Origin of the sequence: Corallococcus sp. CA054B (assembly GCF_003611625.1) — a bacterium.
Taxonomy (GTDB): Bacteria; Myxococcota; Myxococcia; order Myxococcales; family Myxococcaceae; genus Corallococcus; species Corallococcus coralloides.
The window spans coordinates 1-21,369 of the sequence record NZ_RAVY01000168.1 but is presented as its reverse complement, the minus strand read 5'-3'; the positions used below and the strand labels follow the sequence as shown (position 1 = coordinate 21,369).

The 21,369-nt window shown below is 71.3% G+C and carries 18 protein-coding genes; 13 read left to right on the top strand and 5 right to left on the bottom strand.

Features of this window, described 5'->3' with window-relative positions:
- Positions 1 to 203: 203 nt before the first annotated feature.
- From uppS to D7V80_RS30955, 10 genes are all read left to right on the top strand, one after another.
- Positions 204 to 1,001, top strand: coding sequence for a polyprenyl diphosphate synthase (uppS, locus tag D7V80_RS31000; protein WP_120591569.1), 798 nt, complete (start codon positions 204 to 206; stop codon positions 999 to 1,001).
- Positions 998 to 1,825 carry a phosphatidate cytidylyltransferase gene (locus tag D7V80_RS30995; RefSeq protein ID WP_120591566.1) on the top strand — a complete coding sequence of 276 codons (828 nt, stop codon included), beginning with the start codon at positions 998 to 1,000 and terminating at the stop codon, positions 1,823 to 1,825. The genes uppS and D7V80_RS30995 overlap by 4 nt, the downstream gene beginning before the upstream one ends.
- Before the next feature lie 84 nt (positions 1,826 to 1,909).
- Complete coding sequence (gene rseP / locus D7V80_RS30990; protein ID WP_120591565.1) at positions 1,910 to 3,541, top strand: RIP metalloprotease RseP; 1,632 nt, start codon at positions 1,910 to 1,912, stop codon at positions 3,539 to 3,541.
- 10 nt (positions 3,542 to 3,551) lie between these two features.
- Positions 3,552 to 4,037, top strand: coding sequence for a septal ring lytic transglycosylase RlpA family protein (locus D7V80_RS30985; protein ID WP_120591568.1), 486 nt, complete (start codon positions 3,552 to 3,554; stop codon positions 4,035 to 4,037).
- 23 nt (positions 4,038 to 4,060) lie between these two features.
- Positions 4,061 to 4,804: a tRNA (adenosine(37)-N6)-threonylcarbamoyltransferase complex dimerization subunit type 1 TsaB gene (gene tsaB / locus D7V80_RS30980; protein ID WP_120591564.1), complete on the top strand. Its 744-nt coding sequence runs from the start codon at positions 4,061 to 4,063 to the stop codon at positions 4,802 to 4,804.
- Positions 4,805 to 4,872: 68 nt separating this feature from the next.
- Positions 4,873 to 5,904 carry an aspartate-semialdehyde dehydrogenase gene (locus tag D7V80_RS30975; protein ID WP_120591563.1) on the top strand — a complete coding sequence of 344 codons (1,032 nt, stop codon included), beginning with the start codon at positions 4,873 to 4,875 and terminating at the stop codon, positions 5,902 to 5,904.
- A 126-nt stretch (positions 5,905 to 6,030) separates the two neighbouring features.
- Positions 6,031 to 7,062, top strand: coding sequence for an MXAN_2561 family MXYO-CTERM-anchored protein (locus D7V80_RS30970; RefSeq protein WP_120591562.1), 1,032 nt, complete (start codon positions 6,031 to 6,033; stop codon positions 7,060 to 7,062).
- Positions 7,059 to 7,778, top strand: coding sequence for an MXAN_2562 family outer membrane beta-barrel protein (locus tag D7V80_RS30965; protein WP_120591561.1), 720 nt, complete (start codon positions 7,059 to 7,061; stop codon positions 7,776 to 7,778). Before D7V80_RS30970 ends, D7V80_RS30965 begins: the two co-directional genes overlap by 4 nt.
- Before the next feature lie 11 nt (positions 7,779 to 7,789).
- On the top strand, positions 7,790 to 9,598 hold the full coding sequence (locus D7V80_RS30960; protein WP_120591560.1) for a PKD domain-containing protein: 1,809 nt from the start codon (positions 7,790 to 7,792) through the stop codon (positions 9,596 to 9,598).
- A 24-nt stretch (positions 9,599 to 9,622) separates the two neighbouring features.
- Positions 9,623 to 10,285: a molybdenum cofactor biosynthesis protein MoaE gene (locus D7V80_RS30955; protein ID WP_120591559.1), complete on the top strand. Its 663-nt coding sequence runs from the start codon at positions 9,623 to 9,625 to the stop codon at positions 10,283 to 10,285.
- A 10-nt stretch (positions 10,286 to 10,295) separates the two neighbouring features.
- Here D7V80_RS30955 and D7V80_RS30950 read toward each other — a convergent pair whose 3' ends face one another.
- The 4 genes from D7V80_RS30950 to D7V80_RS30935 all read right to left on the bottom strand — a co-directional run bounded on the left by D7V80_RS30950 (position 10,296) and on the right by D7V80_RS30935 (position 16,775).
- The gene (locus D7V80_RS30950; protein WP_120591567.1) at positions 10,296 to 10,976 is read right to left on the bottom strand and encodes a hypothetical protein; all 681 of its coding nucleotides are present in this window, start codon (positions 10,974 to 10,976) and stop codon (positions 10,296 to 10,298) included.
- Between the two features lie 86 nt (positions 10,977 to 11,062).
- Positions 11,063 to 14,863, bottom strand: coding sequence for an ATP-binding protein (locus tag D7V80_RS30945; RefSeq protein ID WP_120591558.1), 3,801 nt, complete (start codon positions 14,861 to 14,863; stop codon positions 11,063 to 11,065).
- Between the two features lie 163 nt (positions 14,864 to 15,026).
- On the bottom strand, positions 15,027 to 16,331 hold the full coding sequence (locus tag D7V80_RS30940) for an RIP metalloprotease (protein WP_120591557.1): 1,305 nt from the start codon (positions 16,329 to 16,331) through the stop codon (positions 15,027 to 15,029).
- 21 nt (positions 16,332 to 16,352) lie between these two features.
- Positions 16,353 to 16,775, bottom strand: a complete 423-nt coding sequence (locus D7V80_RS30935; protein WP_120591556.1) for an NUDIX hydrolase — start codon at positions 16,773 to 16,775, stop codon at positions 16,353 to 16,355.
- A gap of 73 nt (positions 16,776 to 16,848) precedes the next feature.
- Between D7V80_RS30935 and D7V80_RS30930 the strand changes: the two genes are divergently transcribed.
- A complete protein-coding gene (locus D7V80_RS30930) occupies positions 16,849 to 17,331 on the top strand; it encodes a hypothetical protein (protein WP_233585849.1) in 483 nt (160 codons plus the stop codon).
- A 63-nt stretch (positions 17,332 to 17,394) separates the two neighbouring features.
- On the top strand, positions 17,395 to 19,347 hold the full coding sequence (gene acs, locus D7V80_RS30925) for an acetate--CoA ligase (RefSeq protein WP_120591554.1): 1,953 nt from the start codon (positions 17,395 to 17,397) through the stop codon (positions 19,345 to 19,347).
- 27 nt (positions 19,348 to 19,374) lie between these two features.
- Here the strand turns inward: acs and D7V80_RS41950 are convergent, their stop codons facing one another.
- The gene (locus D7V80_RS41950; protein ID WP_158616174.1) at positions 19,375 to 19,530 is read right to left on the bottom strand and encodes a hypothetical protein; all 156 of its coding nucleotides are present in this window, start codon (positions 19,528 to 19,530) and stop codon (positions 19,375 to 19,377) included.
- Positions 19,531 to 19,768: 238 nt separating this feature from the next.
- Between D7V80_RS41950 and D7V80_RS30920 the strand changes: the two genes are divergently transcribed.
- On the top strand, positions 19,769 to 21,369 hold a 1,601-nt coding region (locus tag D7V80_RS30920; RefSeq protein WP_120591553.1), incomplete at its 3' end, for a dipeptidase.

Here is a 21,369-nt window from a genome sequence, read left to right as displayed (position 1 = left end):
AAGAGACAGACCCCCAGCAGCCCGCCGAGCACCCGGAAGGAGGGACACCCATGAGGAGTTTTCATGGAAGACCACTCTAGCCGGGCTCGTGTCCCCTCATGAACCGTTCAACCCCCCCAGACGACCGCCTACCCGTGGAGGGGGACCGGGCGGCCACGCGCCCGTGGACGCGACGCGGCGCCGCCGCTAGGGTGCGCGGCTTCATGGATCGCCCTCCCACAGTGTTGCCCACCGCCCTCGAGGTCCAGGTCAGGGCCCGGCCCCTTCCGCGCCACGTGGGCATCATCATGGACGGCAACGGCCGCTGGGCGGAGCTTCGCGGACAGCCCCGGCTGGAGGGACACCGCGAGGGCAGCGTGAGCGTCCGGGAGGTCACCCGCACCGCCCGCCGCCTGGGCGTGCAGGCCCTCACCCTCTACGCCTTCTCCTCCCAGAACTGGGCCCGCCCGCCGGAAGAGGTCGCCGGCCTCATGGACCTGCTGCGCGAGTACCTGGAGTCCGAGCGCGCGGAGATCCTCGACAACGGCATCCGCCTCAACGCCATTGGCGAGGTGGACAAGCTGCCCCGCTACGTCCGCGAGCCCCTGGAGCGCCTCCGGGCGGACTCCGCCCACAACACGGGCATGGTGCTCACCCTGGCGCTCTCCTACGGCGGCCGCGAGGAGCTGCTGCGCGCCGCGCGCGACCTGGCGCAAGCGGCGGCCCGCGGCGAGCTGGACCCCGCGCACCTGGACGCCGACGACCTGGAGTCCCGGCTGTGGACCGCGGGGCTGCCGCCGGTGGACCTCATCGTCCGCACCAGCGGCGAGCAGCGCATCTCCAACTTCCTGCTCTGGCAACTGGCGTACGCCGAGCTGTGCTTCACCGACGCCCTGTGGCCCGACTTCCGCACCGAGGAGTTCCTCCGCTGCCTGTCGCAGTTCCAGGGCCGCGAGAGGCGCTTCGGTCTGACGTCCGCCCAGGTCAACCGGGACGACACCCCCCAGCGGGCCAAGGCGTGAACGAGAAGAACAAGAACCTCCTCATCCGCGTTGTCACAGGCATCACCCTGCTGCCGCTGGTGCTCCTGCTCCTGTTCCTGGGCGGGTTCTACAGCGCCATCCTCCTGGGCGCGGCCGCGGCCGTGTGCGCCGGCGAGTACTACCTCATCACGCAGAAGCGCCTGGGCGCCGCCGCGTGGGTGGGCATGGCCTTCGCCTTCGTGATGCCGCTGTTGCCGCTGCGGGACGCCGCGCGCACCGGCGAGGCGGCCTTCTGGCTGACGTCCGTCTTCTTCTTCTTCGCGTGGATCTACAACCTGTTCCGGGGCGTGCTCGCGGAGGCCCCCACCCGGGCCGCGCACCTCGTCACGGGCTTCCTCTACGGCTCCATTGGCCTCACCGCGCTGTCCGCGCTGCGCCTCCTGCCGGAAGGGCTCGCGTGGGTCATCTGCGCGCTCACCATCACCTGGGCCAACGACACGCTGGCGTACTTCGCGGGCCGCTTCCTGGGGAAGCACAAGCTCTACCCCGCGGTGAGCCCGAACAAGACGTGGGAGGGCTTCTTCGGCGGCATGGTCGGCTCCGTGCTGGGCATGTTCGTCGCCAAGCTCGGCTTCTTCCCCATCTTCACCGTGTGGGACTGTGTGGTGCTGGGCATCCTGGGGGGCCTGCTGGGCCCTGTCGGTGACCTCTGCGAGTCCATGCTCAAGCGCGCCTACGGCGTGAAGGACTCCGGAAAGCTCATTCCCGGACACGGCGGCGTGCTGGATCGCATCGACGCGCTCATCTTCAACGCGCCGCTGGTGTTCGTCTATGTGCAGTTCGTGAGGCACCTGCTGCCGTAAGTGCCTGATTTCGCGCCTGCCCGCCCGCCTTGCGGCTTGCGTTGTGCGTTGTCCGCCCCAAGGGGCGCGATTACTCTTCGGGCCATGCTCCAGAACCTCGGGTTCTTCATCCTCCTGCTAGGCGTGCTCGTGACGGTGCATGAGCTTGGCCACTTCCTCGTGGCCAAGGCCTGCGGAGTGAAGGTCCTCAAGTTCTCCATCGGCTTCGGCCCGAAGATCATCGGCTTCACCAAGGGCGAGACGGAGTACCAGGTGGCGCTCCTGCCCCTGGGCGGCTTCGTGAAGATGGCCGGAGACCTGCCTCACGAAGAGCTCCCGCCGGAAGAGGCCGCGCGCGGCTTCCTGGCGCAGCCGCCCTGGAAGCGCGGGCTCATCGTCCTGGCGGGCCCGGCCTTCAACCTGCTGTTCCCCATCTTCGTCTACTTCTTCGTCTTCCTGGGCCCCCAGGAGACGCTGTCCACGCGCGTGGGCATGGTGTCGCCGGACATGGCCGCCGCCGCCGCGGGCGTCCGCCCCGGTGACCGCATCCTGTCCGTGGAGGGTGAGCCGGTCCGCACCTTCGACGACATGCGCGACGCGTTCGTCGGCAAGTTCAACCGCCCCGTCCCCATCACCCTGGAGCGCGACGGGAAGCAGCAGGTGGTGGAGGTGACGCCGGAGAAGAGCTCGGAGGTGTCCCCGGTGGACACCATCGAGCGCGGGATGATTGGCGTGAGCCCCTACCCGCAGCCGCCGGTGGTGGGCGTGCCGGCGACGTCCCCCGCGGCCACCGCGGGCCTGAAGAGCTTCGACCGCGTGCTGTCCGTCAACGGCGTGCACGTGCAGGACGAGGCCGCCCTCTACCGCGAGGTGGCCAAGGTGCCGGAAGGCACCCCCATGGAGTTGAGCGTGGCGCGCCTGGCTCCCGTGGGCGTGGGCGCCGTCACCGGCCGGCTGCCGGAAGTGGTGAAGGTGTCCCTGCCGCGTCAGCCCGGCGAGGGCGCGGCGGCGCTGGGCGCGGAGGCCGTGGACCTCTACGTGGCGAGCGTGGCCGCGGGCAGCGTGGCGGAAGGCGCGGGCATCGTGCCGGGCGACCGCATCGTCGCCATCAACGGCACGCCGCTGAAGTCCTTCAACAAGCTGGCGACGGTGCTCAACGGCCTGCAGGCCCAGCCCTTCACGCTCACCTGGCGCGGGGAAAAGGGCGAGCGCACCGAGCAGCTGGCGCAGGCGCCGCTCAAGACGCGCGACGACTACGGCCAGACGAGCGCCCCGCTGGTGTTCGGCGTGCGCCCGTGGAGCTACAGCAGCGCGGACCTGCCGCCGGTGGAGAAGGTGACCATCGACCTGGGCCCGGCCGCCGCCTTCAAGGAGGCCGCGCTCATCGTCCCCAAGATCGTCGGGCAGATGGTGCAGGTGCTGGGCGGCCTGTTCGTGGGCAAGGTGTCGCCGAGCACGATTGGCGGCCCCATCATGATGTACCAGCTGGCCGCCAAGAGCGCCGAGCAGGGCCTGGACAGCTTCCTCAACCTGATGGCGATCATCTCCATCAACCTGGGCGTGATGAACCTGTTGCCCATCCCGGTGCTGGACGGCTTCCACCTGCTGTCCGCCGCGTGGGAGGGCATCCGCCGCCGCCCCATCCCCGTGCGCGTGCGCGAGGTGGCGAACATGGTGGGCCTGGCGCTGCTCATCCTGCTCATGCTGCTGGCCGTGACCAACGACGTGACCCGCTAACGAGGTGATGATGCGAGGACGGACCGCGCTCCTGCTGCTGGGGATGGGCTTGTTCGCTGGCTGCGCGCAGCGCGCGGCGAAGCCCCAGTCGCCGGAGACCTCTTCCGGGGGGGACGAAGGCGCGAAGGTGACGCGCCGGGAGAAGATGCCTCGCAACTACCTGGGTGAGGGCATCGCGTCCTTCTACGGTCCCGGCCTCCACGGCCGGCCCACCGCCAGCGGAGAGAAGTTCAACCAGAACGCCCTCACCGCGGCGCACCGCACGGCGCGCTTCGGCACGTGCGTGAAGGTGATGAACATGGAGAACGGCCGCGCGGTGGAGGTGCGCGTCAACGACCGCGGCCCCTTCGTGGACGGCCGCATCATCGACGTGTCGAAGGCCGCGGCGAAGCAGCTGGGCATGCTGGACAAGGGCCTGGCGCGCGTGCGGCTGTACCGGTGCGGCAGCGACCGCGTGTCGCAGGTGCCGGTGGAGTTCTGGGCCGTTCCGGCCTGAGTGCCTTGAACCGAAAAGAAGGGATGTCGCCTGTGTTGCTCGCGCTGGACACCTCCACGCTGACGCTGTCGCTTGCCCTGGTGGAACGCCAGGGGGACGCCGTGCGCGCCGTGGAGCACGTGGTGGTGCCTCCGCCGGACAAGCAGAGCGAGGCGCTGCCCGGCGTCGTCGGGGATCTGCTCCAGCGCCACGGCCTGAAGCTGAAGGACCTGGAGGGGCTGGCGGTGGGCCTGGGGCCGGGCTCGTTCACGGGCCTGCGCATTGGCCTGGCCACGGTGAAGGCGCTGGCGTACGCCACGGGCCTGAAAGTCGCCGGCGCGTCGTCGCTGGCGGCGGTGGCGCTGGAGGGCCCGGAGGGCGTGCCCCTGTTCTGCCTCGCCGTGGCGCGCAAGGACGACCTCTACCTGGGGGCCTACCGCCGCGTGGGCTTCGCCGTGGAGGCGCTGGAGCCGGAGACGGCCATGTCGCCGGAAGAGGTCGCGCAGCGCATGGCCGCCCAACCGGAGGCCGTGGCGCTGGGCCCGGCGCTCGCGGACTACCGCCAGGCGCTGGAGAAGCACGGCGTCGCGCCGCACCGGCTCTTGTCCGGCCCGGCCTTCCCGTCCGCGGTGGCGGTGGGGCGGCTGGCGAGGCTGCCGGAGGCGTACTCGCGGGAGGCGCTCTTCGCCCTGGAGCCGCACTACGTCCGCGCGTCCGAACCGGAGCGCAATCCGAAGTTCCCGCCGCTGCCGGGCCCCGCGCCCACGGCGCGCCTGAAGGAAGACTGAAGCCTTGAGCCTGAAGGGCGCTTCGTCGTGCTCGCGCGCGCGGAGGCGCTGACGTAAAGGAGCCCGTCATGAGAGAGAACCTTCGGATTGCCGTGGTGGGCGCCACGGGCGTGGTGGGCCGCGAGGTGCTGGCGAACCTGTACGCGCGAGACGTGCCGGTGGAGCAGGTGCAGGCCTTCGGCTCGGAGCGCTCCAAGGGCCTGGAGGTGGAGTACGGCGAGGACACGCTGGAGGTGGAGCGGGCCTCGGCGGAGGCCTTCCGGGGCATCCACGTCGTGCTGCTGGCCACGCCGGCGGAGGCCTCCCGCACGCTGGCCCCGGCCGCGCAGGCCGCGGGCGCGTGGGTGGTGGACGCAAGCAGCGCCTTCCGGAGCGACGGCAACGTGCCGCTCATCCTCCCGGGCTTCAACACGGAGGCCCTGGGGCCGGGCTTCAGCTTCAAGGGCCGGGTGGTGAGCCTGCCGGGCATCGTCACCAGCGCCACCGTGCACCTGGTGGAGCCGCTGCGCCGCGCGTTCGGCGTGGTGCGCGCGCAGGTGACGGCGCTCATGGGCGCCTCCAGCGCGGGCGTGCGCGGCATCTCCGAGCTGGAGAAGCAGACCGCGGACCTCCTCTCCGGCCGCGAGCCGGAGCCGCAGGCCTTCCCGCACCGCGTGGGCTTCAACCTGGTGCCCCAGGTGGGCGGCTTCATGGTGAACAGCCCGTGGACGGAAGAGGAGGGCGGCTGGACGCTGGAGGCCGCGCGCCTGTTCTCCGCCCTGGGGGAGACGCCCGTCCTGGCCGGCACCGCCGTGCAGGTGCCCACCTTCCACGGCCACGGGCTCACCGTGAACGTGCAGCTGAAGAAGCCGGGCCCCGTGGAGCAGGTGCGCGCCGCGCTGAAGACGTCCCCGTCCCTCAAGGTGCTGGATGTCCCCGGCGAGCGCGTCTACCCCATGCCCATGCTGGTGATGAGCGACCCGGCCGTCCACGTGGGCCGGGTGCGCGCCTTCCCCCAGGCCCCGGAGTGGGTGACGCTCTTCGCGTCCGTGGACAACGCCGGCCGGGCCGCCGCCCACCTGGTGGACGCGGGCCTCAAGCTGGCGGAACGCCCCGCCTGACAATTTGGCAAAGCCCCCGGGGGCGCCTTGCCTGTTTGGCGCGCGAACCCGGGGTTTTCCTTGGGAAACAAGCCGCCTGGACGGGGCTTGAGGGTGGCCCCGCCCTTGCTAGCTTCCAGCCCATCCATGCGCCTTCCCTTCATTGGCCTCCTGCTCTTCGCGTCCACGGCCGTGGCCCAGACGGGGCCCACGGTGCAGTTCACGAGCTCCTCCACCGCCACGAACAACACCGTCACGGTGCCCAAGAGTGAATGTGGCCAGGCGCGCCGCTTCAGCTGGGTGCGCAACGGGAGCGCCTGTGAGGACTCGATCTACCTCTACGTGACCACGGGGTCCTGCGGCACGCGGCCCGCGGCCTCGGACCTGCTCCTGGATTCGCTCGACGCGTCCGACCCGACGAACGGTGTCGTGAACTTCAGCGTGTCCCAGGTGCTCGCCGCGCGCGGAGGCAGCGTGGACGCGGGCACCGCGACGACGTGCGACACCCAGGACACGGAGATCTCCTTCAAGCTGTGCGCGTCCGCGCGGCGCCTGGGCGGCAGCCTGGGGCTCGATTGCCAGGAGACCTTCTCCAACGTGGGCAGCCCCGGCCTCGTGGTGAAGTACGACCCGCAGCCGCCCTCCACGCCCAGCATCGCCAAGGTCATCGCCCGGGACTCGGCGCTGTCGGTGCAGGTGGACGGCGCGGAGGCGGACTCCACCGTCGTGGTGGAGGCGGCGAGGGTGGCCACGGCGGGCTCGGATGACGCCGGGACGGATGAGGATGCTGGCACGGACGTCGATGCCGGGACGGACGTGGACGCGGGCACGGAGGACGGCGGGCAGGGGCTGGTGGGCGCGCTGGCGCTGGAGGGCACCACGGGGCCGGTGACGCGCGTCACCAAGGCGTCCGGCGAGGGCAACGTCGTCATCAGCGGCCTCACGAATGGCGTGACGTACCGGCTCCAGGCGACCATCATCGACGCGGCGGGCAACGTGAGCGGTGGGTCCGACCAGGTGGATGCGACGCCCGTGAAGAGCAATGGCTTGTTCGATGCGTACAAGGAAGATGGCGGTCAGGAGCTGGGCGGGTGTGCCGCGGCTGGCGGCGGCATCGCGGGCGGCGCGGTGCTGGCCGCCCTGGGCATCTGGCTGTCATCTCGGAGGAAGGTGTCATGAGCAGCACGGCTGTGGGCCTGGGAGTCGCGGCGCTTCTCTTGGCGGTACCGGCGGTGGCGCAGGAGGTGACCATCCCCACGCGCTCTCCGCGCACCGGTGCGGTCATCTTCCGCGCGGGCGGCTACAAGCCGCGCATCGACACGGAGAAGGCCCTCAACGGCGCGACGCCGTACAAGGACACCTTCGGTGACGCGTCGCTGCTGCTCGTCGAGGGCGAGCTCCAGCGCTTCTTCTACCAGGGCATCGGCACGGCGGGCCTGGGCCTGGGCCTGGGCTACGGGGAGAAGTACGCGGACGCCAAGCTGGATGACGGCTCGGCGGCGGCGGACAAGGCGGCGCTGAAGGTGCTGCCCATCCAGCTCAACGCCTTCTACAAGTTCGACTACGCGGCCTTCCGCTGGGGCATCCCGCTGGTGCCGTACGCCAAGCTGGGGCTCATCTACTCGCCGTGGTGGATGACCAAGGGCAGCGAGACGGAGGTGGTGGAGGGCAGCAAGGCCAGCGGCGGCAAGTGGGGCTGGGGCGGCACCGCCGGCGTGTCGTTCCTCCTGGACGTGCTGGAGCCGCGCTTCGCGCGCGACTTCGACTCGGACCTGGGCGTGAACCACTCGTACCTCTTCGCCGAGTACACGCATGCGGATGTGAACAACTTCGGCGGCAAGGGCCTGAACCTGGGCAGCCGGCGCTGGATGTTCGGTCTGGCGTTGGACTACTAACCGAAAGGCCCATGGCCTCCCGACCGCGCGCGCACCCGTCCTCGCTTCCATTCCTCCTCCTCCTGGCCGCCGTGGGCCTGGGTGCCTCGGGCTGCCGGGGGCTGAGGGCGGACCTGGGGCCGGAGCGCACGCTGGAGGCGGGAGTGCCGGAGGCCTTCGGCTCCACCTCCCCGAAGGCGCCCTCCATCACCTGGGACTTCGGGGACGGCACGCCGCCCCAGACGGTGCCGGGCGTCCGCCACGCCTGGGCCACCGCCGGCCGCTACACCGTGCGGGCGCTGGACGGGGACAAGGAGCTGGCCCGGGTGGTGCTCACCGTGGTGCCGCGTCCGGTGCTCCGCGCGGTGCCCGAGGACGCGCAGACCGTGTTGTGGGTGCCCCGCCTGCGCGGCAACGTGGAGGGGCTGGTGGACTTCTACGGGCGGCTGGTGGGCCAGGGCAACGTGCGCCAGACGCTGGCGGACACGCCGCTCGTGCCGCTGCTCCTGCGCAGCCTGCGGCCCGGTCCCTCGGAGGTGGATCCCGAGGAGGGCTTCGGCTTCTTCCTGCTGCCGGACTTCGACGGCGTGGTGGCGCTCCTGGGCGTGACGGATTCGCGGGCGGCGCTCGCGGCCATGGCGCGCGAGCTGCGCGACGCCGGCCACCGGGTGCTGCCCCGCGAGGACGGCAGCGCGCGCGTGGAGCCGGTGGACGGCGGCAACGCCATGCTGCTCTTCGCGGACCGGGGCTACGTGTACCTGGCGGTGCCGGATTCGCCGGACGCGCCGGAGCCCGGGGAGCCGGTGAAGGCGTTGGCGCTGGCGGAGTCCCCGGACGTGGAGCAGGTGCGCCGCAGGGTGGAGGCGCTGTCCGGGCCGGGCATCTCCGAGAACGCGCTCCTGGGAGAGCTGCGCGGCAAGGTGCGCGACGGCAGCGTGTTCCTCTTCTCCGCGCCGCCGGTGCCGGAGGCGGAGAAGGAGGACATGCCGGTGCGCGGCTTCTTCGGCGCGCTCGCGGTGCAGGCGGACCAGGCGGAGCTGGACGGCTTCCTGTCCTCGTCCCGGCCGCTGCTGGGCGGCGCGCGGGGGCCGGCGTCGCAGCTGCTCGGGCGCGCGGCGGTGGGGCCGGTGGCGGCGGCGCAGCTGTCGGTGCCTCCGGAGGAGCTGGCGCGGCTGGTGTTCGGCTCGCCGGAGTCACCCCGGCGGCAGCGGACGCTGGAGCGCTGGCGCGCGCAGGGGCTGGACGCGGAGCCGCTCCTGAAGGCGCTGCGCGGGGACGTGGCGATGCTCGTCTACTTCGACGCGGCGGCCTTCTTCCGCGGCTTCATCCAGGAGCAGCGCCCCTCACCCAAGGGCACGGTGGTGATGGAGGCGGGGCTGACGTCCGTGCAGCCGGTGCAGCAGCTCATCCAGAAGCAGCTCCAGGACAACGGGCTCGTCTTCCAGAAGGAGGCGCAGGGCAACACCACGCGCTTCCGCACGCGGCTCATGGAGCAGCCGGTGTCGCTCTCGCTCACCCCCGAGCGCGCCACGCTGGAGGCCGGCGAGGTGCTCTCCGGCCGCGAGCTGGGGGACGTGGGCGCCACGCTGCGCACGCGCTTCGGAGCGGAGGCGTTCGGGCCGGGCCACCTGTCGCTGATGGTGGACATGGGGCGGCTGCGTTCGGACCTCGCCGGGGTGCGCTCGGTGCCGGGTGTCGGAACGGGGAAGCTCCTGGCGAGCCAGCTCTTCGTGACGGCGCTCCTGGAGAAGTTCACTCCCTTCGAGTACGGGTTCCTCGACTTCTCCCCGGTGGACGGCGGCGGGCGGCTCCAGGGCCGCGTCGTGCTGCGCGAGCGCTAGGGACACGCCAGCAGGAGGCAGGCCATGTCCGTCACCGTGCTGTACTTCGCCGCGGCCCGCGAGCGCGCGGGCCTGTCCCGCGAGTCGCTGGACGTGCCGTCCGGCTCTCGCGTCTCGGACGTGCTCGCGCTGCTCGCCGCGAAGCACCCGCCGCTGGCGCCGCTGTTGCCGCACCTGCGTGTGGCGGTGCAGCAGCAGTTCGTGGGGCTGGACTCACCGGTGGCGCCGGACGCGGAGCTGGCGTTGATTCCGCCCGTGGCCGGCGGGGCGCCGCGCCTCTTCTCCGTGGTGGGCCGGCCGCTCCAGCTGTCGGAGGTCGTGGACGCGGTGGCCTCGGAAGGGGCGGGCGGGCTGGTGACGTTCTCCGGCGCCGTGCGCGACCAGACGAAGGGCCGGCGCGTGCTGCGGCTGGAGTACGAGGCCTACGCGCCCATGGCGGAGGCGAAGCTCACGGAGATTGGCGACGAGGTGGCGCGGACGTGGCCGGGGACGCGGCTGGCCATCGTGCACCGCGTGGGCACCCTGGTGCCGGGCGAGCTGGCCGTCGTCATCGCCGCGGCCTCCGCCCACCGCAAGGAGGCCTTCCTGGGCTGTGAGTACGCCATCGAGCGGCTCAAGCAGGACGTGCCCATCTGGAAGAAGGAGTTCTTCGAGGACGGCGAGGTCTGGGTGGGCCTGGGGCCCTGAACCCCGCGTCCTAGTGCACGCCGAAGCTCGCCGGGACGGTGACGCGCGCGCCGCCGTCCTGCTTCTGCGTGGCGCGCTCGGCCTCCGTCAGCGGCTTGAGCGGCTGGTCCAGGCCCATGGCCTTGCGCCGCGCCTCCTCCTTCTCGTGGGCCACCTGCAGCGCTCGCGCGTTGTTCGCGGCCATGCGCGCCGGATCCGGCCCCATGACGAGGAAGGCGACGGGCGCGCTCAGGAAGAGGATGGCCACCGTGATGATCCAGGCCACGTCCTTCACGAGGAAGCGCCCCGCGCGCTCCTTCACCACCGACGGCTGCACCAGCAGGTTCAGCTCGCCCTCCACGAGGCGCAGCGTCATGCCCTCGTGCAGCTCCACCGCCGTGCGGCCCGGCGCGCCCGTCAGCTCGTCGGGCCCCACCGGCTGGAAGTCGTTGCCCTTGAGGCGCTTCTCCACGCGGGCGGACGGCGGCACGTGGATGCGCCAGCCCTTCGCGGTGCGCTCGGCGAGGAGGAAGGGCTCCTCCGGCAGCGTGAAGCCGTAGAGGGGCAGGGGGGCCGTCTCGTCGGGCGCGGCGTGGACCTGGCCCAGCTCGGGGCCATAGCTCCAGGCCTCCGCCAGGGAGGTGCCCCAGTACAGCTCGCAGAAGAGTCCACCGTCCGCCACGGAGGCGGAGGTCGCGGAAGGCGTGGGCATGTGGGGCCGGAGCATAAGGCCTTGGCGGCCGCCCGGCCTCTGCTTCGTGGGGCCGGACGTCCCCTGGACGACGGGCGGCCTGCCCCTCAGGCGCCCGTCAGCTCCTTGAGCAGCGCCTCCAGCGTCTCGAAGTGAAGCGGCTTCACCAGGTGCGCGTCGAAGCCCGCGGCCTTGGAGCGCTGGCGGTCGGATTCCTGGCCGTACCCCGTCACCGCCACCAGCTTGAGGGGGCGGGGCTCCTCCTGCTGGCGCAGCAGCCGGGCCAGCTCATAGCCGTCCATCACCGGCAGGCCGATGTCCAGGAGCGCGATTTCGGGGCGGAACTCCTTCGCCGCCTCCAGGCCGCTGGGGCCGTCGTAGGCCACGCGCGTCGTGCAGCCCAGGAACTCCAGGGACTCGGACAGCACGTCCGCCGCGTCCCGGTTGTCGTCCACGATGAGCACGCGCGCGCTCACGGAGACGGACTCCTGGGGGATGAGCGCACCGGGCTGCGGCGTGGGCAGCGCGGGGGGCGCTTCCGCCTCCAGCGCGGGCAGGCGCACGGTGAAGGTGCTGCCGCGGCCCCGGCCCGCGCTGTGCGCGCTGATGGCGCCGTCGTGCAGCGTCACCAGGCTGCGCGCGATGGCGAGCCCCAGCCCCAAGCCGCCCTGGGAGCGGTCCAGGGCCTGATGCTCCTGGACGAACAGGTCGAACACGCGCGGCAGCATCTCCGGCGCGATGCCCACGCCGGTGTCGCGCACGCTGAGGACCAGCTCCCGGCCTTCGCGCGTGCCCGTCACGGCCAGGAGTCCGCCGGGCTCCGTGTACTTGGCGGCGTTGGTGAGCAGGTTGGCGAACACCTGCGCCAGGCGCGTGGGGTCGCCGTTCAGGTCCATGCCGTGGCCGGGCAGGTCCACCTCCAGCGTGTGCTGGCGCTGGTCGATGAGCGGGCTGATCTGCTCGATGGCCTTGGCCACCACGTCGGTGAGCGTGACGCGCTCGCGCTTGAGGGTGACCTTGCCCCGGGTGACGCGGCTGACGTCCAGCAGGTCGTCCACCATGCGCACCAGGTGCGTCACCTGCCGCTCGATGAGCGTCCGCTCGCGCTCCGCCGCCGTTTCACCCCTCAGGCGCATCAGCTGGAGCGCGGTGAGGATGGGGGCCAGGGGATTGCGCAGCTCGTGGCCGAGCATCGCGAGGAACTCGTCCTTCGCGCGGTTGGCGGCCTCCGCCTCGCGGCGCGCGGTGGCCAGCTCCGTCACGTCGAAGGCGACCACGATGATGGACTCCACCTGCCCCTTCGCGTCGAGCATGGGCTGGTAGACGAAGTCGGAGAACACCTCGCGCGCGGTCTGGTTGGGGCCGTCGTTGAAGACGACGCGCAGGGAGCGGCCGATGTACGGCTCGCCCGTGGTGTAGACGCTGTCCAGCAATTCGTAGACGCCCTGGTGTGCCAGGTCCGGCAGGGCTTCGCGGATGCTCTTGCCCGTCACGTGGCGGTGCGCGATGAGCTTGAGGTAGTTCTCGTTGGCGAACTCGTAGACGTGCTCCGGGCCGCGCAGGATGGCGATGCCCACGGGCGCGTGCTGGAAGATGCGCGCCAGCCGCTCGCCGTGCGCGGCCTCCAGCTTGCGCAGGCGGGAACGGGTGAGCTGCGCGGTGACGCGCGCGAGCAGGTCGCGCGTGGAGAAGGGCTTCACCAGGTAGTCGTCCGCGCCCGCGGTGAGCCCCTCCTCCTGGGCCTCCTCGCCAGCGCGGGCGGACAGCAGGATGACGGGCACCGTGCGGGTGCGCTCGTCCGCGCGCAGGGCATGGAGCAGCCCGAAGCCGTCCAGCCGGGGCATCATCACGTCGGACAGGATGAGGTCCGGGGGCCGGGCGAGCGCGGCCTGGAGCGCGGCCTCGCCGTCCGCCACCGCCTCCACCGTCCAGTGCGCGCCCAGCAGCCGCCCCACGTACTCGCGCATGTCCGCGTTGTCGTCCGCGAGCAGCACGCGCCCGCGCTCCTCCATCCCCAGCGAGGCCGGGTCGATGGCCGGGGACGCTCCGCCGTCCTCCGCCGGCGGGGGCTGCACGTCCGTCAGCCAGCCCAGGGCGTCGCGCACGTAGGGGTCCGCGCCCGCGGGCAGCGAGCGCTGGCTCTTCGCGGACGTCACGTGCTCCGGCGGCAGGTGCGCGAAGCCCGTGGGGATGCGCACGGTGAAGGTGGTGCCGCGGTCCAGCTCGCTCTGGACGGTGAGGGTGCCGCCGTGCAGCCGCACCAGCTCGTGCACCAGCGCCAGGCCGATGCCGGAGCCTTCGTGGGAGCGCGCGCGGGCGCCGTGGACGCGGTGGAAGCGCTCGAAGAGGCGGGGCAGTTCGTGCGCGGGGATGCCGGTGCCGGTGTCGGTGACGCGCAGCTCGATGTGCCCGTCCTTCAGCGCCTGCGCCACGGTGATGGTGCCGGTGAAGGTGAACTTCAGCGCGTTGGAGACGAGGTTGAGGACGATCTTCTCCCACATCTCGTGGTCCACCCAGGCCGGCTCCGGCAGGGTCGGGCAGTCCACGTCGAGCACCACGCCCGCGCGCTCGATGGCGGAGCGGAAGGCGCTGGCGAGCCCCGCGGTGAGGGTGGCCAGGTCGGTGGGCTCGTAGGCGGCGCGCACGCGTCCGGCCTCGATGCGCGCGAAGTCCAGCAGCGTGTTGACCAGCTTGCGCAGGCGCACGGCGTTGCGGTGCACCGTCTCCAGCGAGTCGCCCTGGAGCGCGCGCTCGGGGCTGGCGAGCGCGTCCTCGGTGGGACCCAGCAGCAGCGTGAGCGGCGTGCGCAGCTCGTGGCTGATGTTGCTGAAGAAGGCCGTCTTCGCGCGGTCCAGCGCGGCGAGTTCCTCCGCGCGCTGACGCTCCTCCTGATAGGCGCGCGCGTTGGCGACCGACGCGGCGACCTGCTCCGCGGTGGCCTGGAAGAAGGCGTGGTAGCTCGCGTCGAGCAGCCGCCGGGGACTGACGCCGCCCACGAGGAAGCCAGACGGCCGCGCCTGACCGGGCCGCGTCAGGGCACGCACCACGGCGAGCGACGGCGGCGTGTTCCAGCGGCCTCCGGGCAGGCCGTGGAGGCGCTGCACCAGGTCCTTCACGACGACGCTCTCGCCGGTGCGCACGGCCTCGGCGAAGGGCCAGTCGGTGCCGGACCCGGCGGAGAGCGACTGCTGCGCGGGCAGCGCGGCCAGGACGGTGTCGGGCAGCCGGCCGCTGCCCACGAGGCGCGCGGTGTCGCCGTTTCCGTCCAGCAGGTAGAGCAGGCAGAACGGCAGGTCCAGGTCGTTGCCCGCGAGCACGTCCAGGCTGGCGTGGCACGCCTGCTCCGGGGACTTCGCGTCGGCGGAGCGGGCCGCCAGGTCTCGCAGCATGCGCAGCTGCCGGTCGTGCTGCACCTCCAGCGTCGTCTCCCGCACGGTGACGAGCACGCCGCCCACGCCGCCCTGCTCGTCGGGGATGGGGCTGTACGAGAACGTGTGGAACGTCTCCTCGACGAACCCCCGGCTGTTGAGGAACAGCGCCAGGTTCTCGCTCCAGGTGGCGGGGCCGCCGTTGAGCACGCCCCGGGCCATGGGGCCGATGACGTCCCAGATCTCCCGCCATACCTGCTCACCGGGCGCGCCCAACGAGCCGGGGTGCTTGTGGCCCAGCACCGGTCGGTACGCGTCGTTGTAGATCTGGATCATCTCCGGCCCCCACCACATGAGCATGGGGAACCGGTTGTGGAGGACGACGCCCGCCATCGTCTTCAGGCTCACGGGCCAGTCGCGTGACGGGCCCAGCGGCGTGCGGGACCAGTCCATCGAGCGGACCAGCTCGCCCATCTCACCGCCGCCCGCGAAGTGGCGCTCCTCGGAAGGGGGAAGGGCGGAGGACGAGGGCTGGAGCATGCGGATCTCTGAAGGGCGGCGCGAGGTGGAGGAAGCCTTGGGCTTCTATTGGCGCACCCGCGGCCGTGCAATCACCGAGGTGGATTGCCACCGTGCGGCACCCGCCATCCAACAGAGGCTCCGCTTCCTGGAAGGAGGGCGGTGGAGCAGGCGGGCGGACGCCTCAGGGAGGCGAAGGCGTCACGACGCGCGCCGGCTGCACGGACGTCCCCGCGTCCGGCTGCGCGGTGACGGACACGGCCGTGCCCGCATCCGGCTTCACGGCCGCGGACAAGGCCGTGCCTGCGTCCTGCCCCCGGGGAACGACAGCGGCGGCAGGCGTCCCGGCATCCGGAATCACCGGGGCCACGGCCGCCGGCTTCGGCGCCACCGGCGTGGGGCTCGCCACCGCGACGACGCCCGCATCCAGCACGGCGGGCGCGGGTGGTTCCTCTCGCGAGGGCAACGCGCGGCGGATCTCCGCGCCCGCCGTGGCCACGATGCCAATGGACAGGAACAGGAACCCGGCCGTCTGCGCCACCGTCTCCACTCGCGGAGGAATGCGCCGTCCGCTCACCGCCTCGATGGCGAGCAGCAGCACCCGGCCGCCATCCAGTCCCGGCACCGGCACCATCGTCAGCATCGCCAGCGCCACGGAGGCCGCCACCAACGCGCGCACCAGCGCATCCGCCCCGGACGCGGTGGACGACGCGACGTCGGACGACTCCTGGCGCATCATCGCGCCCGGCCCGGCCTTGCCCGCGACCTCTGGCCCGCGCACCATCGCCACCAGCGTGGACAGCGCCTCGGACGCCACGCGCCCGGTGTGCACCAGCGACTGGGTGAACGCCTCGCCAGGGGTGTGCGTGCGGAACACGTACTGCTGGCTCACGCCAATGCGCCCCGCGCCGCGCTCATCCGCCCGGGGCCGCACCGTCACCTTGCGCGGCTCGCCGTGGCGCTCCACCGAAAGCTCCAGCGGCCCGCCCACGCCGTCCGCCACCCGCGCGACGAAGTCCGACCAGCTCTCCAGCGGCTTGCCGGCCACGGCGACCAGCTTGTCCCCTGGCAACAGCTGCGCCCGCGCGGCCTCCGAACCCGGCAGCACCGTGCCCACCGTCAGCGGCACCACCACGTGCGTCCCCGACGAATACAGCGCGAACAGGAGCCCCAGCGCGACCGCGTAGTTCGCCAGCGGCCCCGCGAGGATGATGGCCATCCGCTTGAGCGGCCCCAGCGTGCCGAACCCAGAGGTGTCCTCCTCCGCGGCGCGGTGCGGGTTCATTCCCTGCAGGTTCGCGGACGCGCCCAGCGGCACCGCGCCCAGCACGAACTGCGTCCCGCCCAGCCGGAACGACAAGAGCGGCGGCCCGAAGCCCACGGTGAAGCGCGGCACCCGCACGCCCAACAGGCGCGCGGCCACCAGGTGCCCCAGCTCATGGACGATGAGCAGCGCTCCGAGCGCCAGGAGGACGAAGAGGTAGTGCATCCGTGGAGGCCCTTCTCCCGCCTACAGCTTGCGGCGCTGCCCGGTGCGCTTGTACGTCAGGTAGTCGGACAGGATGGTGCCGTGGTCGAAGCACAGGTCCTTGGGCAGCGCGTCCACGGCGAATGTCTTCGCCTCCGCCGCGTCGTCCGCGCCCACCGGCTCGCCCGTCGCCTTCGCGATGAACACCGTCGAAAGCGTGTGCTGGCGCGGGTCCCGCTTCGGATCCGAATAGGTGAAGAACTGCTCCTCGAGCGTCACGTCCAGCCCCGTCTCCTCCTTGGCCTCGCGGATGGCCGCCTTGTCCAGGGGCTCGCCCTCGTCCACGAAGCCGCCCGGCAGCGCCCAGCCCACCGGCGGGTTCGCGCGGCGGATGAGCACGATGCGCTCGCCGGACAACTCGATGATGCAGTCCACGGTGGGTTTGGGGTTGCGGTATTCAGGCATGGCGTCGCACTCTACCCAAAGCCCCCAGGCGAGCGCCCGTTCCGGATGCCTCTCGTGGGCGATGGTGCGTGCCGTGTCTACCCTGCGACGCCTCAGCCTCACCGCCCTCCTGGCCTCCTCCCTGGTGGGCTGCCTGCCCTACAACCAGAACGAGGGCGTGTACGAGCTCATCCCCACGGAGACGCTGCGCGACGACTGCAACCTCCTGGAGAAGATCCAGGGCAACCTCCAGTTGAGTCTTCAAATCTCCGGACGCGTGGTGCGCGCGGACTTCGGCGTGCAGAACATGCAGCTGGACGGCTACTTCCTGGAGGACGGCGAGGCCTTCACCGCCGACGGCAGCGTGACCAACGTCAGCACCACCGTCGACGGGACGAATGAGTGCCTGCTCGACCAGATCCGCGTGCACCTGGACGCGACCACCCGGTGCGACACCGAGTTCCAGGGCCAGCTGCGTCTGGCCTACGACGCCAACAACATCACCGCCTGCACCTGCGAGCTGTGGCTCCGCTTCGACGGCGTTCAGGGGAACACCCGCTGCGAAGGGAACCCTTGAGATAGCGCGGAGGGCTTCCTACAACAGGAGGGCTGTTCCCACGCCGAAGCTGGAGGAACGCCCATGGCAGACCCGCAGGAAATCGTCTCGGTCCTGACCGAGTCCCGCGTCTTCCCTCCGCCCGAGGACTTCTCCCGGCGGGCCCACATCCGCGGCATGCAGGACTATCAGCGGCTGTGGGACGAAGCCGCGAAGGATCCGGACACGTACTGGGGCGACCGCGCCCGCGAGGAACTCTACTGGAAGGTTCCCTTCCAGACGGTGCTGGACTGGAAGCCTCCCCATGCGCGCTGGTTCGTCGAGGGGAAGACCAACCTCGCCTACAACTGTCTGGACCGGCACCTGCCGAAGCTCCAGGACAAGCCCGCCATCCTCTTCGAGGGCGAGCCGGGCGACCGCCGGAGCATCACCTACGGGGAGCTGTCCCAGCAGGTGAACCGGCTGGCCAACGGCCTCAAGTCGCTGGGCGTGAAGAAGGGCGACCGCGTGGGCATCTACCTGCCCATGGTGCCGGAGGCCGCCGTCGCGATGCTGGCGTGCGCGCGGCTGGGCGCGGTGCACTCGGTGGTGTTCGGCGGCTTCTCCGCCGAGGCGCTCCAGGACCGCATGAAGGACGCGGGCGCGAAGGTGCTGCTCACCGCGGACGGCGGCTGGCGCAAGGGCGCGGTGGTGCCGCTGATGAGGAACGTGGAGGCCGCGCTCCCGAACGCCCCCAGCATCGAGAAGGTCGTCGTCCTCACCCGCACCGGTGACGGCAAGCTGCCCGAAGGTCCGAAGTTCCTGGCGTGGGATGCGCTGGTGAAGGGCCAGTCGGACGTCTGCGAGCCGGAGTGGGTGGAGAGTGAACACCCGCTGTTCATCCTCTACACGTCCGGCTCCACCGGGAAGCCCAAGGGCGTGCTGCACACCACGGCGGGCTACGCGGTGATGGCGTCGCTCACCACGCGCTGGGTGTTCGACCTGCGCGACGACGACGTCTACTGGTGCACCGCGGACGTGGGCTGGGTGACGGGCCACTCGTACGTCGTCTACGGCCCGCTGATGAACGGCGTCACCACCATCATCTACGAGGGCGCGCCCACGCAGCCGGGGCCGGACCGCTTCTGGGACATCATCGAGCGCTACAAGGCCACCATCCTCTACACCGCGCCCACCGCCATCCGCGCCTTCATGCGCCTGGGCGACGAGCCGGTGAAGAAGCACGACCTGTCCTCGCTGCGCCTGTTGGGCAGCGTGGGTGAGCCCATCAACCCGGAAGCGTGGATGTGGTACCGCGAGGTCATTGGCGGGGGGCGCTGCCCCGTCGTGGACACGTGGTGGCAGACGGAGACGGGCAGCATCATGGTCTCGCCGCTGCCCGGCGCCACGCCCACCAAGCCTGGCTCCGCGACGTTCCCGCTGCCCGGCATCCACGCGGAGATTCTCGACCGCGAAGGCAAGCGCGTGCCCAGGGGGCAGGGCGGGCTGCTCTTCGTGACGAAGCCCTGGCCGTCCATGCTGCGCACCGTGTACGGGGACCCGGAGCGGTACGTGAACACGTACTTCAGCGAGCTGCCCGGCATGTACTTCACCGGCGACGGCGCGCGCACGGACGCGGACGGCTACGTGTGGCTGATGGGGCGCGTGGACGACGTGGTGAACGTGGCGGGCCACCGCCTGGGCACCGCGGAGGTGGAGAGCGCGCTGGTGGCGCACCCGAAGGTGTCCGAGGCCGCCGTGGTGGGCCGCCCGGATGACCTGAAGGGCACGGCGCTCGTAGCCTTCGTGACACTCAAGCAGGGCAACCCTCCCTCGGACGCGCTCAAGAAGGAGCTGGCCGTGCACGTGGGCAAGGAGATTGGCGCCATCGCGCGGCCGGATGAGATCCGCTTCGCGGAAGGGCTGCCCAAGACGCGCTCCGGGAAGATCATGCGCCGGCTGCTGCGTGACGTGGCCGCGGGCAAGCAGTCCTCGCAGGACACCACCACGCTGGAGGACCTCAACGTGCTGGCGGCGCTGCGCCAGAACGACGAGTAGCCGCCAGGCACTTCAAGCGGCCGTCCCTCAGGCGTCCTTCGGGTCCTTCTGGGGGCGGCCGTACTTGTCCTTCACCTGCTCGCGGTCCGCCTTGCTCCACCAGATGCGGGAACTCCACAGGGCGGGCCCCAGCACGACCGTGAGGACGAAGAACACCACCAGACCCACCACGATCTCCGTCACGCCTTCCTCCAGAGGGAGCTCGGGGACCTTGAACAGACCCCGGGCAGGAAAACGCAACCCTAGCGTCCCCGGGGAGCGGGTGCCATCCAACGTCGGGGCCGGGAAGTAGCGCGGCGCTCGGCGGCCATCGGCTTCTCGCATGGCGTCTTGCGGCAGGGCGGCCGGGGCCCGGGCGCTTGGGTGCCGGGCAACCTGTCCGGGCGGGCAGCGGGCGAAGGTCCTGCTAGATTGCGCCGCCATGAACCGATTCCCTTCGACCCTCCTCACCGCGCTGCCGCTGACGGCGGTGCTCGTCGCCCCTGTCGTCGCGGACGCCTGCACCAGCATGCTGGTGACGAAGGGCGCCACGACGGACGGCTCCACGTTCATCACCTACGCGGCGGACGCGCACGAGCTGTACGGCGAGCTGTATTACACGCCTGCCCGCCGCCACGCGGCCGGCTCCATGCGCGACGTCATGGAGTGGGACACCGGCAAGTTCCTGGGCCGCATCAAACAGCCGGCCGCCACCTATTCGGTGGTGGGCAACATGAACGAGCACCAGCTGTCCATCAGCGAGTCCACCTTCACGGGCCGCAAGGAGCTGGAGGGCCCCGCGGGCATCATCGACTACGGATCGCTCATCTACATCGCGCTGGAGCGCGCGAAGACGGCGCGTGAGGCCATCCAGGTGATGACGGACCTGGTCGCCGAGTACGGCTACGCGTCCACCGGTGAGACGTTCTCCATCGCCGACCCGAAGGAGGTGTGGATTCTGGAGATGATTGGCAAGGGCGAGGGGCAGAAGGGCGCGGTGTGGGTGGCCCGCAAGCTGCCGGACGGCTACATCTCCGCGCACGCCAACCAGTCGCGCATCCGCCAGTTCCCGCTCAACGACAGCGCCACCACGCTGTACTCGCCGGACGTCATCTCCTTCGCGCGCGCGAAGGGCTGGTACACGGGCGCGGACAAGGACTTCAGCTTCGCGGACACGTACCACCCGCTGGACTTCGGCGGGCAGCGCTTCAGCGAGTCGCGCGTGTGGAGCATCTTCCGCCGCGCGGCCCCGTCCCTGAAGCTGGGCGTGGAGTACGCGGACGGCGCGGACACCACGAAGCGGCTGCCCCTGTGGGTGAAGCCGGACAAGAAGGTGTCCGTGCAGGACGCCATGGCGCTCATGCGCGACCACTTCGAGGGCACGCCGCTGGACATGTCCAAGGACGTGGGCGCGGGGCCCTACGCGGTGCCCTACCGCTGGCGCCCCATGACGTGGGACGTGGACGGCAAGAGCTACGTGCACGAGCGCGCCATCTCCACCCAGCAGACGGGCTTCTCCTTCGTCGCGCAGATGCGCTCCACGCTGCCGGACGCCATTGGCGGGGTGCTCTGGTTCGGCGTGGATGACACCTTCACCACCGTCTACACGCCCATGTACGCGGGCATCCGGCAGGTGCCGAAGAACTTCGCCCAGGGTGTGGCCAGCCGCGGTGAGTTCTCCTGGGACTCGTCCTTCTGGGTCTTCAACTGGGTGTCGAACCAGGCCTACGGGCGCTGGAGCGACATGATCATCGACGTGCAGAAGGCGCAGGGGGACCTGGAGGGCCAGTTCCTGGCGGACCAGGCCAACATCGAAAGCATCGCGCAGGTGCTCTACAAGCGGACGCCGGAGCAGGCCCGCCAGTACCTCACCGAGTACTCCCTGCAGCAGGGTGACAAGGTGCACGCGCGCTGGCGCAAGCTGGGCGAGCAGCTGCTCGTGAAGTACATCGACGGCAACGTGCGCGACAACACGGGCAAGGTGGGCCACCCGCGCTACCCGGACGCGTGGTACCGCCGCATCGCCGCGGACAACGGCAAGAT

What these genes read in the sequence shown, in the direction of transcription:
- D7V80_RS30950 (WP_120591567.1), bottom strand. Translation starts at nt 10,976, where the DNA reads ATGCCCACGCCTTCCGCGACCTCCGCCTCCGTGGCGGACGGTGGACTC.
- D7V80_RS30955 (WP_120591559.1), top strand. Translation starts at nt 9,623, where the DNA reads ATGTCCGTCACCGTGCTGTACTTCGCCGCGGCCCGCGAGCGCGCGGGC.
- D7V80_RS30965 (WP_120591561.1), top strand. Translation starts at nt 7,059, where the DNA reads ATGAGCAGCACGGCTGTGGGCCTGGGAGTCGCGGCGCTTCTCTTGGCG.
- tsaB (WP_120591564.1), top strand. Translation starts at nt 4,061, where the DNA reads ATGTCGCCTGTGTTGCTCGCGCTGGACACCTCCACGCTGACGCTGTCG.
- D7V80_RS30960 (WP_120591560.1), top strand. Translation starts at nt 7,790, where the DNA reads ATGGCCTCCCGACCGCGCGCGCACCCGTCCTCGCTTCCATTCCTCCTC.
- D7V80_RS30975 (WP_120591563.1), top strand. Translation starts at nt 4,873, where the DNA reads ATGAGAGAGAACCTTCGGATTGCCGTGGTGGGCGCCACGGGCGTGGTG.
- rseP (WP_120591565.1), top strand. Translation starts at nt 1,910, where the DNA reads ATGCTCCAGAACCTCGGGTTCTTCATCCTCCTGCTAGGCGTGCTCGTG.
- D7V80_RS30940 (WP_120591557.1), bottom strand. Translation starts at nt 16,331, where the DNA reads ATGCACTACCTCTTCGTCCTCCTGGCGCTCGGAGCGCTGCTCATCGTC.
- D7V80_RS30985 (WP_120591568.1), top strand. Translation starts at nt 3,552, where the DNA reads ATGCGAGGACGGACCGCGCTCCTGCTGCTGGGGATGGGCTTGTTCGCT.
- uppS (WP_120591569.1), top strand. Translation starts at nt 204, where the DNA reads ATGGATCGCCCTCCCACAGTGTTGCCCACCGCCCTCGAGGTCCAGGTC.
- acs (WP_120591554.1), top strand. Translation starts at nt 17,395, where the DNA reads ATGGCAGACCCGCAGGAAATCGTCTCGGTCCTGACCGAGTCCCGCGTC.
- D7V80_RS30935 (WP_120591556.1), bottom strand. Translation starts at nt 16,775, where the DNA reads ATGCCTGAATACCGCAACCCCAAACCCACCGTGGACTGCATCATCGAG.
- D7V80_RS30945 (WP_120591558.1), bottom strand. Translation starts at nt 14,863, where the DNA reads ATGCTCCAGCCCTCGTCCTCCGCCCTTCCCCCTTCCGAGGAGCGCCAC.
- D7V80_RS30970 (WP_120591562.1), top strand. Translation starts at nt 6,031, where the DNA reads ATGCGCCTTCCCTTCATTGGCCTCCTGCTCTTCGCGTCCACGGCCGTG.